Consider the following 15,418-nt stretch of genomic DNA (forward strand, 5'->3'; position numbering starts at 1 on the left):
GATTCCAGTTGGAGCGCAGAGACCGCAGAACGACACCTGCCTACTCCCGGCCCTTGCGGGTGCGACTCCCCCCGTGAAGAACGCTCGCAGAGCCCGCCTCCCTCGGCACCTCCACCCGCACGCACCCCTACGCACTCCCCCCCCCCCCCCCACGTTTGCACAAGCGATCGAGCATATGGGATTCCAGCAGAACAAGCGCTTCTACGCTGGAGAAGGAACGGGACCTCTCATGCATCAGCCCATCCGGGACGCACGTCCGTATGTGCGCGCCTTAGATCCGGTTTCCGCGCAGTGAAAGCTCAGCCACGTCCCAGCTTCCAAGGGAATGCGCACCCGGTTGAGTGCGTTAGGCTCAATGTAAGCGCGGTGAGGCCGCTCAAGGACCTCATCGCGGACCTGAGAACGGAAAGGGAGGACCTCCACCATGGCAACTGCTTCGTTCAACCCCCTGCGCGATCTCGACCGCTTCTTCACGGACGTGACCCGCACCCCCAACTCCCTGGCCCTGCCGATGGACCTCTACCGCGAGGGCGAGACGTTCGTCGCACGCATCGACATGGCCGGCGTGGATCCGGCGAGCATCGACGTGGACGTCGAGGACCGCACGCTCACGGTGCGCGCCGAGCGCACCGCCTCGGCTCCGGGCGCGGACGTCAAGTGGCTCACGAGGGAACGCGCGACGGGCACCTTCGCCCGCCAGCTCACCCTCGGCAACCGGGTGGCCGTCGACAAGATCACGGCGGACTACTCGGACGGCGTCCTCACCCTCACGATCCCCGTCGCCGACGAGGCGAAGCCGCGCAAGATCGCAGTGGCGCACTCCCACGGAGGCTCCGAGGTCCTCACCTCCCGCGCGGAGGAGAAGCCTGCGGAGACGAAGCCGGCGGAGTGATCGCCGCGGCGTAGGCCAGGCAGACATAGGGGAGCTCGTAGACCACGGGCTCCCCTTCCGTCTGCCCGCGCACGTCCACCGCACCCGAGGCCGCCGCGAGCTCCAGCCCCTCGCCGGCCAGGAACTCCCGGAGGTTGGCCTCGACCCGCGCACGGATCCGCTCGTCGCTGCGCAGCCAGTAGGTGCGCGTGGCCGCGAGTGCCACCACCTCGTCCACCGTCACCGGCGTGGTGAAGCGGAACTCCCCCGTCCGGACGGGACCCATGCCCGTGAGCTCTGGCCTCCATTCCGGCCGGTACACGTCACCGGCGTGCATGATCCTGCTGAGCCGGAGCACCCAGTCGGTGCGCACGTCGAGCTGGTTGAGCACGACGACCGCCGCCCCGGGCGCGCTCAGCACACGCCTGAACTCCGCCGAGGCCGCCTCGGGGTCCATCCAGTGCCAGGCCTGGGCGACGGTGACGAGGGAGGCGCTCCCGCTCGCCACGGGCAGATCCTCCGCCGTGCCGAGCACCGCCGGATCCGGGTGCAGCGTGAGGAGGTCCGGATCCGGATCCACCCCGAGCACCTCCCAGCCCCGGGCGCGCAGACCGGCGCCGAACAGCCCGGTCCCGGCGCCCACGTCGACGGCGCGGCCGGGCCCGGTGAGCCCGGCCTCGGCGAGGATCTCCCCGATCCACTCGTAGACCGCCTCCGGATAGCGGGGCCGGACCCGGTGGTAGAGCTCGGCCGCACCGCCGAAGACCGTGCCTCTGCTCCGCGCCTGCGCGTCGAGGCGCGGACTGCGCGCTCGCTGCCCGGTCCCCGCCCAGTCCCCTCCTCCCGTGGAGGTCCCGGTCACTGCTGCGGGGCCAGGGTGAACTCCGCGCCCACGCGCCCGCAGAGCTCGCGGAGGCCGTCGACGAGCGCGTCCGCCAGCGGGATGCCCTCGCGCGAGCGCTCCTCGCGGGTGAGGAAGTCGCGGTCGCCGGTGGCCTGCACCGGCCGCTGCGGGTCCGTGGGCTCCATGGCGCGGATGGTGTTCCGCAGCTCGCGCACGTACTCGCCCGCCTCGGCGGGCGCCCCGAAGAACGCCGGGTCGATCGCAAGGAAGAAGTAGCCGATGTCCTGGTAGCCGTCCACGTTGCCGGGCTGGCCCGCGCCGGAGAGCGCGGCGGAGAGGATCTGGACCATGGTGGCCAGCGCAGAGCCCTTGTGCCCGCCCCCGAAGAACGTCTCGCCGCCCAGCGGGAGCAGCCCCACTCCCCCGTCCTTGCCGAACTCCAGCCGCTCGTAGACCTCCGCGGCGTCGTAGACGGGGTTGCCGTCCGGGTCCGCCACCCACTCGGACGGCAACGGCTCGCCCTTGAGGCCGTAGACCTTCACCTTGTTGAGAGGGACGACGCTGGTGGCCATGTCCACGAGGACGGGATTCTCACCCGGCACGGGTGCGGCGAAGGCGATGGGATTGGTGCCCATGAGCGGGAACCGCGCGCCGTGCGGGATCTGCAGGGCGTTGGCGGTGGAGCACAGGGAGATGCCCATGAGGCCGGCGTCCGCGGCCATGCGGGCGTAATAGCCCGCCGCACCGTAGTGGTTGGAGCGATTGACCACGCCGATCCCCACACCGAACGACTGCGCCGCCTCGATCGCCTTCGTCATCGCCAGGTGCGCTCCGGTGTGGCCGAAGGTGCGCATGCCGTCGATCCGGGCGACGGCGCCCGCGGCGTGGGCGACGACCGGCTGGGCATCGGGGACGAGGTTCCCGTTGGCGACCTCCGCGGCATAGTAGGGGAGCATGGAGATCCCGTGGGAGTCGACCCCCATGAGATCCGTGTCGTACATGACCTCCGTGCAGATCTCACGGGTGCGGGGATCCGCCCCCAGACCCTGCAGCACGGAGTCGATCTGGGCACGGACGGTGTGGGGTGCGTAGCGCTTCATGGGACCCAAGGGTATCGAGACCCCGATCACGCCGGCGAGGCGTTCATTCACTAAGATGGCCGCATGTCCGTAAGCGATGCATCCGCCTCCCCCGCCGCGCACTCCCCCTCCTCCGACGCCGCCGCAGACCCCGCCTCACAGCTGGCCGCCGCGAGCGCCGAGTACGAACGCCTGGCCGCGGCCGGGCTCTCCCTCGACATCACCCGCGGCAAGCCCTCGGCCGCGCAGCTCGATCTCTCCGACGGCCTGCTCAGCTGCGTCGACGGTGAGAGCTTCCGTGCGGCGGACGGCACGGACACCCGCAACTACGGCGGAGCCGCGGGCCTGCGCGAGCTGCGGGAGATCTTCGCCCCGCTGCTGCAGGCGCCCGTGGACCAGCTCCTCGCGCAGGGCAACTCCTCGCTCACGCTCATGAAGGACGCGCTCACGTTCGCCCTGCTCCACGGGCGGCCGGACTCGCCCGCACCCTGGGCCGCCGAGGCCGTCCGCACCGGCGCGCCTCCCCGGTTCCTGTGCCCGGTCCCCGGCTACGACCGGCACTTCGGCCTCGCGGAGGCTCTCGGGTTCGAGCTGGTGCCCGTGTCCGCGGACGCCGAGGGTCCGGACCCGGAGCAGGTGGCGGCACTCACCGCGGAGGATCCGAGCATCAAGGGCATCTGGCTCGTGCCGGTGCACTCCAACCCCACGGGGGTGTCGATCTCACCCGCACGCGCGCGTACGCTGCTGGCACTGGAGACGGCCGCACCGGACTTCACCGTGATGTGGGACAACGCCTACGCCCTCCACCACCTGCGCGAGCCGCACCCGGAGCCGGTGGACGTCCTCGCCCTCGCCGCTGAGGCCGGTCGCCCCGACAGGGTGCTCACCTTCGCCTCCACCTCCAAGATCACCCACGCCGGTGCCGGCGTGGCCTTCTTCGCCGCCTCGCCGGCCATGACGGACTGGTTCCTCACCCACACCGGTGCCGGTTCGATCGGACCGGACAAGGTCAATCAGCTGCGCCACGCACGGTTCTTCGGCTCCAGCGAGGGCGTGCTCGCGCACATGCGACGTCATGCCGCCCTGCTCGCCCCCAAGTTCGCGGCGGTGGACGCGGTCTTCTCCCGCGTGCTGGGACCCGAGGACCTGGCCGCCTGGACCAATCCCGGCGGCGGCTACTTCATCACCCTCGCCGTCTCCCCCGGCACCGCGTCCCGCGTCGTCAAGCTCGCCGGGGAGGCCGGGGTCAAGCTCACTCCCGCGGGGGCCACGCATCCGTACGGCCTGGACCCGGATGACGCGATCATCCGCGTCGCCCCGTCGATGCCGCCGCTGGAGGAGGTCGAGACAGCCGCAGAGGTGGTGGCCGCCTGCGTGCGGCTGGCGACTCTCGAAGCGCGGGCCTCGGGCGTCTGAGGCCCTGCGCGGCCGCCCTGTGACTTCCGCGTCATCTGGTTGAAATCTGGACCACCTGCGGCCTAGGCTCGCCCGGTGACTTCGTCGACCTCCGCCGCAGCGGCACAGCGCAGCAGCCGCAACCCCTTCGCCCTCGTCGCCCGGATCCCGTTCGGCTGGCAGGTCCTCGCGGGCCTCGTGCTCGGCGTGGTGCTGGGCCTCGTGGCCGCCTCGCTCGGCGAGGTCCCCGGTGCAGGCGAGGACGGCGGGCCCGGGCCCAACGGCCTCACGCTCACGCTGGAGACGATCGGCTCGATCTTCGTGACGCTGCTCAAGGCGCTCGTCCCCCCGCTCATCTTCCTCGCGATCGTGAGCTCCATCGCGAACCTGCGGCAGGTGACGAACGCGGCCCGGCTCGCGTGGAAGACGCTGCTGTGGTTCGCGCTCACCTCGCTCATCGCCGTCGTCATCGGGATCGCCCTGGGCCTCCTCACCAGCCCCGGCTCGCGCACCGGGGTGGACGCCTCGGCCGCAGAGGCCTCGCAGACGCAGGGCGGCTGGCTGGACTTCCTCGTGGGGCTCGTGCCCGCGAACTTCATCGGGCTCGAGGGCTCGGCCGGCGACGACGGCACCCTTGCCCTGAGCTTCAACGCCCTGCAGATCCTCGTCATCTCCATCGCCGTGGGCATCGCCGTGCTCAGCGTCGGGGAGAAGGCGGACCCGTTCCTGCGCTTCACCTCGTCCGCACTGGCGATCGTCCAGAAGCTCCTGTGGTGGGTCATCCGGCTCGCGCCCATCGGCACGGTGGGCCTCCTGGGCAATGCCGTGGCGAGCTACGGCTGGACGGCCATCGGCCAGCTGGGCGTCTTCACGGCGGACGTCTACATCGGCATGCTCGTCGTGGCGCTGGTCGTCTACCCCGTGCTCCTGCGCGTCTCCGGGCTCTCAGTCCGCTCCTTCCTCCGCGGCGTGTGGCCGGCGACGTCGCTGGGGTTCGTCTCCCGCAGCTCCCTGGGCACCATGCCGATGACGCAGACGGTGACCGAGCGCATGGGTGTGCCGGCGCACTACGCCTCGTTCGCAGTGCCGCTGGGCGCGACCACCAAGATGGACGGCTGCGCGGCGATCTACCCTTCGCTCGCGGCGATCTTCGTGGCGAACTTCTACGGCGTGCAGCTCACGTTCACGGACTATCTGCTCATCGTGCTGGTGTGCGTGCTCGGTTCTGCGGCCACCGCCGGCATGACGGGGGCGACCGTCATGCTCACCCTCACCCTCTCCACGCTGGGCCTCCCCCTCGAGGGTGTGGGCCTGCTGCTGGCGATCGACCCGATCCTCGACATGGGCCGGACGGCGCTCAATGTCACCGGGCAGTCGCTCGTCGCGGTGATCGTAGCAGCGCGCGAGAAGATCCTCGACCGCGAGGCCTATGCGGCGGCGGCGCAGCGCGCCTTCGCTGAGGAGACGCCCGGGCGCTGAGCGGAGGGCGCCCGGCCGCGCCGAGGTACCGTGGTTTCATGGACGACGATCACGCGCGGACCCACCTCGTCCGGATGTTCCCCGACTACGCCGACTCCGTGCTCTGGCTGGACGGGCCGGTCGACTACGGCGAGTCCGGCCTCTCGGAACAGCTCGTGGCGGATCTGCGGGAGTGGGAGGAGGCCTGCTATGCCTCACCCACCCGGCGCGACGTGCAGCAGACGCAGAGCCTGGCCCGCCGGGTCGCGGCGGAGCTCGGATCGCGGTTCGCGGTCAAGTACGACGCCGCGGAGGACACGGACGACGTGCGCCGCGTCTCGTCGGCCCGACCTGCACTGAACGTCGAGGCGGAGGCCGCATTCCTCGCCCGGGCCGAGGACGCGGTCCGGGCTCAGGAACGACTGACCGCACTCAAGGACGAACCAGGGGACGGTACGGGCTGGTCCGCCGTCGCTCCGCTCACCGGCGCGGAGTACCGGCCGCGGAAATGAGCAGCGGCCCGGGGCATCCACGATGTCCCGGGCCGCTCGTGAGCCGCCGTCACCGGCGGCTCCGCTCGGTTCAGCTCACTTCTTCGCGTAGTCGTAGAAGCCCCGGCCGGACTTCACGCCCAGCAGGCCTGCATCCACCATGCGGGAGAGGAGCACCGGCGGCTTCGAGGCGGGATCGCCCGTCTCCTCGTAGATGCTCTGCCCCACGAAGAGGCAGGTGTCCAGGCCCACGCGGTCCGCCAGCGCGATCGGCCCCATCGGATGCGCGCAGCCGTTGACCATGCCGAGGTCCACGTCCTCCTTGCTCGCCTGCCCGGACTCCACCATGCGGATGGCGGAGAACAGGAAGGGGATGAGCAGGGCGTTGACCACGAAGCCCGGGCGGTCCTGCGCCCGGATCGTCACCTTGCCCAGCACCTCCTTCGCGAACGCCTCGATCGTGTCCACCACGGCGGGATCGGTGAGTGCGGAGACCACGAGCTCCACGAGCGGCTGCACCGGCGCCGGATTGAAGAAGTGGATGCCCAGCACCCGCTCCGGCCGGTTCGTGGACTGTGCGAAGCGCACGATCGGCATCGACGAGGTGTTCGAGGCGAGGATCGCCTCCTCGTCCTTCACGATGGCGTCGAGCTCCGCGAAGATCACCTTCTTGATCTCCTCGTTCTCGCTCGCCGCCTCGATGACGAGCTGGCAGTCCGCGAGGTCAGCGAGCTCCGTCGTGAAGGTGAGACGCGACAGCGCCGCGTCACGGTCCTCGGCGGTGATCTTGCCGCGTTCGGCACCGCGGTCCAGGCTCTTCGTGATGCGGGTCCGGCCCGCCTCCACGGCCTCCGTGCTGATGTCGCGCACGACCACGCTGAGGCCGGCACGGGCGAGGACCTCGGCGATGCCGGATCCCATGAGTCCGGAGCCCACGACTCCGGCGCGTTCGATCATCATGTGCGTATCCCTCTCGTCTTCCCTCAGGCCGCTCAGAACCAGTCGGCCTGGCGGATGGCCCGCAGCGCCTCCCGGCGCCGCTCCTTGGGCAGCTTCTCGACGTACACGGTGCCGTCGAGGTGGTCCGTCTCGTGCTGGAGCATCTGGGCGAACACGCCCTCACCCTCGACACGAATCTCCTCGCCGCGCACGTCCTGACCCGTGACCGCCGCGTACTCCCACCGGGGCATGGGGAACCACAGGCCGGGGACGGACAGGCAGCCCTCGTCGATGTCCCGGAGCTCTCCCCCGGTCTCCACGACGACCGGGTTGACCACGTGGCCCACCCGCCCGTCCAGGTGGTAGGCGAAGATCCTGCGCGACACGCCGATCTGCGGCGCCGCCACCGCCGCCCGTCCCTCCGGGGCGGCGGTGGCGGCGAGGTCGTCCACGAGCGCGGCCAGCGCGGCGTCGAACTCCGTGACCGGCGTGCAGACGGTGCGCAGCACCGGATCGCCGTAGCGGCGGATGGACCTCTCAGGCATCGATGACCGCGACCAGGTCGCCGCCCTCCAGCTGCTGCACCGGTCCGATCGCCAGCCGGGCGACCGTGCCGTCGATCTGGGCGGTGATGGAGGCTTCCATCTTCATCGCTTCGATCGTCGCGACGGTCTGGCCGGCCTTGACGGCATCGCCGACGGCCACCTGGAGGGTGACGACGCCGGCGAACGGGCTGGCCACGTGGCCGGGGTTGTCCGCATCCGCCTTCTCCGCGGTGGCGACGTCGACCTTGACGGACCGGTCGCGCACGGAGATGGGACGCAGCTGCCCGTTGAGCGTGCACATGATGGTGCGCATGCCGCGCTCGTCCGCCGGGCCTGCCGCCTGGATGCCCAGGAGCAGCGACTTGCCCTTGTCGATCTGCACCGAGTGCTCCTCGCCCTCCTCCATGCCGTAGAGGTAGAGCTGCGTGTCCAGGACGGAGAGGTCCCCGTAGGACTCCCGCATCCGCGTGAACTCCTTGGTGGGCTGCGGGAACAGGAGCCGGTTGAGCGTCTCCTGACGCTCGCGGCCGGACTTCTCCAGCAGCGCGGCGTCCGCGGGATCGAGGTCCGCCTCGGGTGCCTTGTGCGTGCGGCCCGCCAGTGCCTTGGTGCGGAACGGCTCCGGCCAGCCGCCCGGGGGGTCGCCCAGGTCACCGGAGAGGAAGCCGACGACGGAGTCCGGGACGTCGAAGCGCTCCGGGTGCTCCTCGAACTCCGCGGGATCCGCGCCCACGGCCACGAGATGCAGGGCCAGATCGCCCACGACCTTGGACGACGGCGTGACCTTCACGAGGTGGCCAAGGAGGCGGTCCGCGGCCTCGTACATGGCCTCGATCTCCTCGAACTTCTCCCCCAGGCCCAGCGCGACGGCCTGCTGCCGGAGGTTGGAGAGCTGCCCGCCCGGGATCTCGTGACGGTACACGCGGCCCGTGGGGCCCGGCAGACCGGACTCGAAGGGCTTGTAGACGTTGCGAACGGCCTCCCAGTACGGCTCGAGGTCCGAGACGGCGGAGAGGCTGAGCCCCGTGTCGCGGTCCGTGTGCTCCAGTGCCGCCACGAGTGCGGACAGGGAGGGCTGGCTCGTGGTGCCGGACATCGCCGCACTCGCCGCGTCCACGGCGTCAGCTCCCGCAGCCGAGGCCGCCATGAGCGTGGCGAGCTGACCGCCGGCAGTGTCATGGGTGTGGACGTGAACGGGCAGGTCGAAGTTCTCGCGCAGCGCCGTGACGAGCTTGGCCGCGGCCGCCGGGCGCAGCAGGCCCGCCATGTCCTTGATGGCCAGCACGTGGGCGCCGGCGGAGACGATCTGCTCGGCAAGCCGGAGGTAGTAGTCGAGGGTGTAGAGCTCCTCCGCCGGGTTGAGGAGGTCCGAGGTGTAGCACAGGGCCACCTCCGCGACCGCGCTGCCGGTCCCGCGGACGGCCTCGATCGCCGGGCGCATCTGGGAGACGTCGTTGAGAGCGTCGAAGATGCGGAAGATGTCGATGCCGGACTCCGCCGCCTCCGCCACGAATGCGTCCGTCACCTGCGTGGGGTACGGCGTGTAGCCCACGGTGTTGCGGCCGCGCAGCAGCATCTGCAGGTTGATGTTGGGGATCGCGGCGCGCAGCTTCTCCAGCCGCTCCCACGGGTCCTCGCCCAGGAAGCGCAGCGCCACGTCGTAGGTGGCGCCGCCCCAGGCCTCCACACTCAGCAGCTCCGGGGTGAGGCGGGAGATGTGCTCCGCCGGTGCGAGCAGATCCCGCGTCCGCACGCGCGTGGCGAGCAGGGACTGGTGCGCGTCGCGGAACGTCGTGTCCGTGACGGCGAGGGCCGTCTGCGCGCGCAGGGCCTTCGCCCAGCCCTCCGGGCCGAGCTCCTGCAGCTTCTGCCGGGAGCCGGCCGGGGCCTCGGGCACCCCGCTCAGCGAGGGCAGCTTGACCGCGGGGTCGATGCTCAGCGGCGCCGAGCCGTGGGGCCGGTTGACCGTCACGTCCGCGAGGTAGTCGAGGATCTTGGAGCCGCGGTCCGCGCCGGAGCGCGCGTCCAGCAGCGCCGGGTGGTCGTCGATGAAGGTGGTGGCGAGGTCTCCCGCGCGGAACTGCGGCTCGTCGAGGACGGCCTTGAGGAAGCCGATGTTCGAGGCCACTCCGCGGATCCGGAACTCCGCCAGGGCGCGGCGGGCGCGGTCGACCGCCTGCTCGAAGGTGCGGCCGCGGGTGGTGCACTTCACCAGCATGGAGTCGAAGTGCGCGGAGACCTCCGCCCCCGCGTAGGCGGTGCCGCCGTCCAGGCGCACGCCCGCGCCCCCCGCGGAGCGGTAGGCGGTGATGGTGCCGGTGTCCGGGCGGAACGAGTTCGCCGGGTCCTCGGTCGTAATGCGGCACTGGAGCGCCGCGCCCTTGATCCGGACCTCCTCCTGGGAGAGGCCGGCCTCCTCGAGCGAGAGGCCCGAGGCGATGAGGAGCTGGGACTGGACGAGGTCCACGTCCGTGATCTCCTCCGTCACGGTGTGCTCGACCTGGATGCGCGGGTTCATCTCGATGAAGGCGTGCTTGCCGGCGCGGGGGCCGTCCGTCTCGAGCAGGAACTCGACGGTGCCCGCGTTCTGGTAGCCGATCTCCTTCGCGAAGCGCAGCGCATCGCTGCGCAGGGCCTCGGCCACGGCCGGATCCAGGTTGGGGGCCGGTGCGATCTCCACGACCTTCTGGTGGCGGCGCTGGATGGAGCAGTCGCGCTCGAACAGGTGGATCATATTCGAGTCGTTGTCCGCGAGCACCTGCACCTCGATGTGGCGCGGGCGCTGGACGGCCTGCTCGATGAAGACGGTGGGATCGCCGAACGCGCCCTCCGCCTCGCGCATCGCGGCCTTGAGCGCCTCGACGAGCGCGTCCGCGTCGTCCACGCGGCGCATGCCGCGGCCGCCGCCGCCGGCGACGGCCTTGACGAAGAGCGGGTACTCCATCTCCGCGGCCTGGGCCAGCAGCTCGTCGATGTCCGCCGACGGACGGGTGGAGGCGAGGGTGGGGACGCCGGCGCGGCGCGCGGCGTCGAGGGCCTGGACCTTGTTGCCGGCCATCTCGAGGACGTCCGCCTGGGGGCCCACGAAGGTGATGCCGGCCTCGGCGCAGGCACGGGCCAGCTCCGGGTTCTCGGACAGGAAGCCGTAGCCGGGATAGACCGCGTCCGCTCCCGACTCCCGGGCGACCCGCATGATCTCGCCGACGTCGAGGTACGCACGCACCGGGTGGCCGACGGCGCCGATCTGGTAGGCCTCGTCCGCCTTCAGGCGATGTTCGGAATTGCGGTCCTCGTAGGGGAACACCGCAACGGTCTCCGCACCCAGCTCATAGGCTGCGCGGAATGCGCGGACCGCGATCTCACCGCGGTTGGCGACTAGCACCTTTCGGAACATTCGAACTCGTTTCTCTCCAGTCGCCGCGCGGTCGCACGGCGCACTTCAGCGGAACAGGACCACTGTACAAGTGGGCTGGGACACTCACTGTGCCGGGGTCCACAGACCGGGGGACGCCCGTGTCGGCTCCCGCCCGAGCCCCTGTGTCCGCGGCCTCCGCTAGGGTTCCGGCCATGCGGATCCTCCACACCTCCGACTGGCACTTCGGCCGGCGCATCCACGGCTTCGACGTGGGTGACGCGCACGCCCGCTTCCTCGACTGGCTCGTCCCCCTGGTGGCGGAGCGCGGGATCGACGCCGTCCTCGTCTCCGGCGACGTGTATGACCGGGCGATCCCCCATCCGGACGCCCTGGACCTGTGGGACCGCGCGACGGCTGAGCTGCTGGCGACGGGCACCCGGCTCATCGCCACGAGCGGCAACCACGACTCCTTCATCCGGCTCGGGGTGGGGCGTCGTCAGCTGTCGGCCGCCGGACTCCACCTGCGCACCCGGCTGAGCGACATCGACCGCCCCGTGCGGCTGGGCTACGACGGCCGCATGCTGTCCCCGGACGATCCCGCACCGGGGGTGTCCGTCCACGGCATCCCCTATCTCGAGCCCGCGCTCGTGTGGGAGCGCATGGGCGCGCCTGCGCGCACGCACACAGCGGTGCTCGGCGCGGCCATGGACCGGATCCGCGCCGTGCACGCGGAGCGCGAGGCCGCCGGCCTTCCCGCGGATCGCAGGGTCGTCCTCGCCCACGCCTTCGTCACGGGCTCCGTGTCCAGCGAGTCGGAGCGGGACATCTCCGTGGGCGGGGTGGGTGCGGCACCGCTGGCCGTCTTCGCGGACTGCGACTACGCGGCGCTGGGCCACGTCCACCGTCCGCAGGACCTCGCACCCGGGGTGCGCTACTCGGGCTCCCCGCTGCCGTTCTCCTTCGGCGAGAGCGGGCAGACCAAACGGGTGCTGGAGGTCGAGTTCTCCGGCCCGGACCGGGAGCCGGCCGTCATGGAGCACCCGATCCCGGAGTTCGTGCGGCTGCGCACGCTCACGGGTCCGCTCGAAGCCGTCCTGGGCGAGGCCGCCGGACACCAGGACGCGCTGGTGAGCGCGGAGCTCACGGACGCCCGGCGGGTCCCGGGCGCGCTGGAGCGCCTGCGCCGGGCCTTCCCCGGATTCGTCCGCATGACGTGGAAGGGTCTGTCCGAGCCGGCCGCGCCGCGCCCTGCCCTCACCGCGGCCGCGGCTGCCCGCCGGACGGACCGGCAGGTCTTCGAGGAGTTCCACCGCGCGCAGCGGGGCGCGGCGGCGCCGGCGCACGCGGTAGAGCGCTTCGAGTCCGCGCTCGTGACCGTCCTCAGCCAGTCCGAGACCGCGGCCGGCGCACGGGGGCGCGGATGAGACCCCACATTCTCGAGATCGAGGGATTCGGCCCCTTCTCCGATCTGCAGCGCATCGACTTCGACGCCGCGGGAGAGGACGGGATCTTCCTCATCGCCGGCCCCACGGGAGCGGGGAAGACCACGCTCCTCGACGCCCTCTGCTTCGCCCTCTACAACACCGTCCCCGGAGCCCGCGGAGCCGCCCGGGAGCTCCGCTCCGCGCTGGCGCCGCCGCACACGCCCACCCGCGTCCGGCTGGAGTTCTCCGTGCGCGGCAGGCGGTTCCGGGTCGAGCGTTCGCCGCAGTACGCGCGTCCCCGCAAGCGGGGCACGGGGACCACCGTGCAGGCCCACAGGGTGGCGCTGAGCGAACGGGTCGACGGCGAGTGGAACGGGATCGGCCGCACGGCGCAGGAGGTGCAGTCGTTCCTGCAGGATCTCCTCGGCCTCACCGGTGAGCAGTTCACCAAGCTCATCCTGCTCCCCCAGGGCGAGTTCGCGGCCTTCCTCCACGCCGACCCCGGCGAGCGGGAGGGGATCCTCACCCGTCTCTTCGCCACCGAGCACTTCGCGGAGGTGGAGAAGGCCCTCGCCGCCCGCGCCACCGAGGCCCGCCGCCACACCCAGACCGCCGAGGAGAGACGCCGGTTCCAGATGGAGCGCGCCTCCCGCACCTCCTGGGAGGAGCTGCCCCTCCCCCGTGCGGGAGCCGCGGAGCTCACGGACCTGCTCGCCCACCTCGGCACGGCCGCCGTCGTCGCACGGGAGGCCTGCGAGGTCCGCGCCCACAGCGCCGCACTCGCGCAGGAGCTGGCGGACCGGACCTCCGAGGACGCCGCGGCTCTGCGGCAGCGTGCCGAGGACCGCACCGCCCTCCGGGAGCTCGAGGACGCCCGCAGGGAGTGGGAGGCGGGCGAGAATGCGCGGAGGGAGACCGCGCAGCAGCTGCGGCGCGCCCGGGCAGCCGCGCCCCTGCTCCGCCTCCGAGACGAGGCCCGCAGCGCCGGGCGCCTCGCGGAGACCGCCGGTGCGCAACGCGAGCGGGCGCGCCGCAGGCTCGCGGACGCGCTGCCGGAGGACCGCTCTCCCGAGTCCGTCACCGCCGAGGCTCTCACCCGTGCGCGCTCCGCCCTCACGGAGGCCCACACACGCATGGAGCGCACCGCCGCGCTCTCCGCCGCCGCAGCGCGGGCGGAGGCCGCGGCGGAGCAGGCACAGGCGGAGCATGCGGCGGCACAGACCGCCCTCCGGACGGCGGAGGAGGAGCTCGCCGCCTCTCGCAGCGCGCTCGAGGACGCCGAGAGCGGGATCGAGGCGACCGAGTCCGCCCCGGAGCGGACGGAGACGCTGCGCGGGCAGCGGGAGGCGCTCCGCGCGGCAGCTGAGGCCGCGGCGGAGAAGGAGGTCGCGCAGCAGGAGTACGCGACGGCCGCCGCGGAGGCCGAGGAGGCCGCCTCCGCGCTCGTGCACCTGCGCCGGGAGATCCGGCTCAGCCTGGCCGGCCGGCTCGCACAGACGCTCATCGACGACGAGGAGTGCCCCGTCTGCGGCAGCCGCGCGCACCCGGCGCCGGCGCAGCTGCCGCCCCGCTCCCCCTCCGCGGAGCAGGAGGAGGCCGCCGAGGCCGCCGAGCGGGGCGCGCGGGAGCGCCTCGCCGCCGCTCGCACCCGCTTCGAGGCGGCCGAGACCGCACTGTCCGCCCGGCAGGAGAAGGCCTCCGCGCTCGATCCGGACGCCCTGGAGCGCGAATGGGCCGAGGTCCGGGCGGAGATGTCGAGGCGGGAGGAGCTGCTCGAGGCGCGGCGCGTCCTGCGGACACGGGTGAAGGAGTGCGCCGCCCGAGCCGAGGCCCTCCGCACCGCCCACACGCGGACGGAGGCCGCACACGCCTCCGCCCGCACGGCGGCCGCGGAGGCCCGCGCGCGGGCGGACCAGGCCTCGGAGGCCCCGGAGGAGACGCCGGAGAGCCTCACGGACCTGGGGATGGAGATGCCGCGGACCGCGGAGGCCGCCGCCCGGCTCCTGCGCGTCCTCGACGATCTGGAGGCCCTGCACCGGGCCTGGACGGAGGCGGAGGAGTCCGCGCGAACGGCGGAGCGGGAGCGCTCGCTCAGGCGGAGGGACCTCGCTGAGGCGCTCGGGGACTCGCCTTTCGCGGACGAGGAGGATCTCGCCGCTGCCGCCGCTCTCCCGCTCTCCCGGCTGGAGGCGGACGTGACACAGGCACAGACGGACGCCGCCCGGCTGCAGGACCGCGCGGCGTCGCCACAGGTGCGGCGCGCGCTCGAGGACCCGCTCGGCGACGAGGAGCTCGCCGCGCGGGCGGCCGCCGCGGCCTCGACAGCACAGGACTGGCGGGAGCGAGCGGAGGAGGCCCGGAACCTCGCCGCGATCGCCGGTTCCGCCGCCGGTCAGGCCCGGGCCTCGCTCCGGGAGGCGGAGGCCGCGCGCGGCGACGAGGAGGCGCAGCTGCGGGAGTGGCTCGCGGACATCGACCTCGCGGAGCTCGTCCAGGGCACCAGCCGGGACGCCGCCCAGCGCATGTCCCTGTCGTCGTTCGCACTCACCGCCGCATTCGCCGAGGTCGCGGCCCAGGCCTCGGAGCGGCTGCTGGCGATGACCGCGGGCAGGTACCGCCTCGAGCACGCACTCGCCCAGGGGCCCCGGGAGAAGCGCGCCGGGCTGGGGCTGCGGGTCGTCGACACCTTCACGGACGAATCGCGCGATCCCCGCACCCTCTCCGGCGGTGAGAGCTTCATGGCCGCCCTCGCACTGGCCCTCGGCCTTGCGGACACGGTCCGCGCCTCGAGTGCGGGCGCGGAGATGGAGACGCTGTTCCTCGACGAGGGATTCGGCACACTGGACCCCGACGCGCTCGCGGACGTGCTGGCCGTGCTGGACGGCCTGCGCAGCGGCGGACGGACGATCGGCATCATCTCGCACGTGAGCGAGCTCCGTCAGACGCTGCCGACCCGCCTCCTCGTGACCCCGGGACCGGGCGGATCCGTCGTCACGGCACGGTAGGAGGCAGACACA

The 15,418-nt window shown here is 72.3% G+C and carries 11 protein-coding genes; 6 read left to right on the forward strand and 5 right to left on the reverse strand.

Translation table 11 applies throughout. The annotated features are described in order from the left end of the window. The first annotated feature begins 424 nt into the window (after positions 1-424). Complete coding sequence (locus tag ABD240_RS16915) at positions 425-892, forward strand: Hsp20/alpha crystallin family protein (RefSeq protein WP_344338783.1); 468 nt, start codon at positions 425-427, stop codon at positions 890-892. Here ABD240_RS16915 and ABD240_RS16920 read toward each other — a convergent pair. Next, on the reverse strand, positions 843-1,733 hold the full coding sequence (locus tag ABD240_RS16920; RefSeq protein WP_344338784.1) for a class I SAM-dependent methyltransferase: 891 nt from the start codon (positions 1,731-1,733) through the stop codon (positions 843-845). The genes ABD240_RS16915 and ABD240_RS16920 overlap by 50 nt on opposite strands. Continuing rightward, entirely contained in the window at positions 1,730-2,815 is a 1,086-nt protein-coding gene (locus tag ABD240_RS16925; RefSeq protein WP_344338785.1) for an Ldh family oxidoreductase, read from the reverse strand. The genes ABD240_RS16920 and ABD240_RS16925 overlap by 4 nt, the downstream gene beginning before the upstream one ends. 63 nt (positions 2,816-2,878) lie before the next feature. On the opposite strand from ABD240_RS16925, the gene ABD240_RS16930 reads away from it, so the two are divergent. The 3 genes from ABD240_RS16930 to ABD240_RS16940 all read left to right on the forward strand — a co-directional run bounded on the left by ABD240_RS16930 (position 2,879) and on the right by ABD240_RS16940 (position 6,159). Further along, the gene (locus ABD240_RS16930) at positions 2,879-4,210 is read left to right on the forward strand and encodes an aspartate aminotransferase type Ic (protein WP_344338786.1); all 1,332 of its coding nucleotides are present in this window, start codon (positions 2,879-2,881) and stop codon (positions 4,208-4,210) included. Positions 4,211-4,285: 75 nt separating this feature from the next. Then, positions 4,286-5,668: a dicarboxylate/amino acid:cation symporter gene (locus tag ABD240_RS16935; protein WP_291796062.1), complete on the forward strand. Its 1,383-nt coding sequence runs from the start codon at positions 4,286-4,288 to the stop codon at positions 5,666-5,668. Between the two features lie 38 nt (positions 5,669-5,706). Further along, positions 5,707-6,159, forward strand: a complete 453-nt coding sequence (locus tag ABD240_RS16940; protein ID WP_344338788.1) for a hypothetical protein — start codon at positions 5,707-5,709, stop codon at positions 6,157-6,159. A 75-nt stretch (positions 6,160-6,234) separates the two neighbouring features. Here the strand turns inward: ABD240_RS16940 and ABD240_RS16945 are convergent, their stop codons facing one another. From ABD240_RS16945 to ABD240_RS16955, 3 genes are read right to left on the reverse strand one after another with little or no spacing between them, the layout of a single operon-like run. After that, on the reverse strand, positions 6,235-7,098 hold the full coding sequence (locus tag ABD240_RS16945; protein ID WP_291796070.1) for a 3-hydroxybutyryl-CoA dehydrogenase: 864 nt from the start codon (positions 7,096-7,098) through the stop codon (positions 6,235-6,237). 32 nt (positions 7,099-7,130) lie between these two features. Continuing rightward, positions 7,131-7,622 (reverse strand): peptide deformylase, encoded by a 492-nt coding sequence (gene def / locus ABD240_RS16950; RefSeq protein ID WP_291796073.1) that lies wholly within the window; start codon positions 7,620-7,622, stop codon positions 7,131-7,133. Beyond that, positions 7,615-11,016, reverse strand: coding sequence for a pyruvate carboxylase (locus tag ABD240_RS16955; RefSeq protein WP_344338790.1), 3,402 nt, complete (start codon positions 11,014-11,016; stop codon positions 7,615-7,617). The genes def and ABD240_RS16955 overlap by 8 nt, the downstream gene beginning before the upstream one ends. A 173-nt stretch (positions 11,017-11,189) precedes the next feature. Here ABD240_RS16955 and ABD240_RS16960 point away from each other — a divergent pair, with 173 nt between their 5' ends. Together ABD240_RS16960 and ABD240_RS16965 are read left to right on the forward strand one after the other, a co-directional pair. After that, positions 11,190-12,401, forward strand: a complete 1,212-nt coding sequence (locus tag ABD240_RS16960; protein WP_344338792.1) for an exonuclease SbcCD subunit D — start codon at positions 11,190-11,192, stop codon at positions 12,399-12,401. Further along, the gene (locus ABD240_RS16965; RefSeq protein WP_344338794.1) at positions 12,398-15,406 is read left to right on the forward strand and encodes an AAA family ATPase; all 3,009 of its coding nucleotides are present in this window, start codon (positions 12,398-12,400) and stop codon (positions 15,404-15,406) included. The genes ABD240_RS16960 and ABD240_RS16965 overlap by 4 nt, the downstream gene beginning before the upstream one ends. Positions 15,407-15,418: the final 12 nt, after the last annotated feature.

Origin of the sequence: Brevibacterium salitolerans, from assembly GCF_039531405.1 — a bacterium.
GTDB classification, from domain to species: Bacteria; Actinomycetota; Actinomycetes; order Actinomycetales; family Brevibacteriaceae; genus Brevibacterium; species Brevibacterium salitolerans.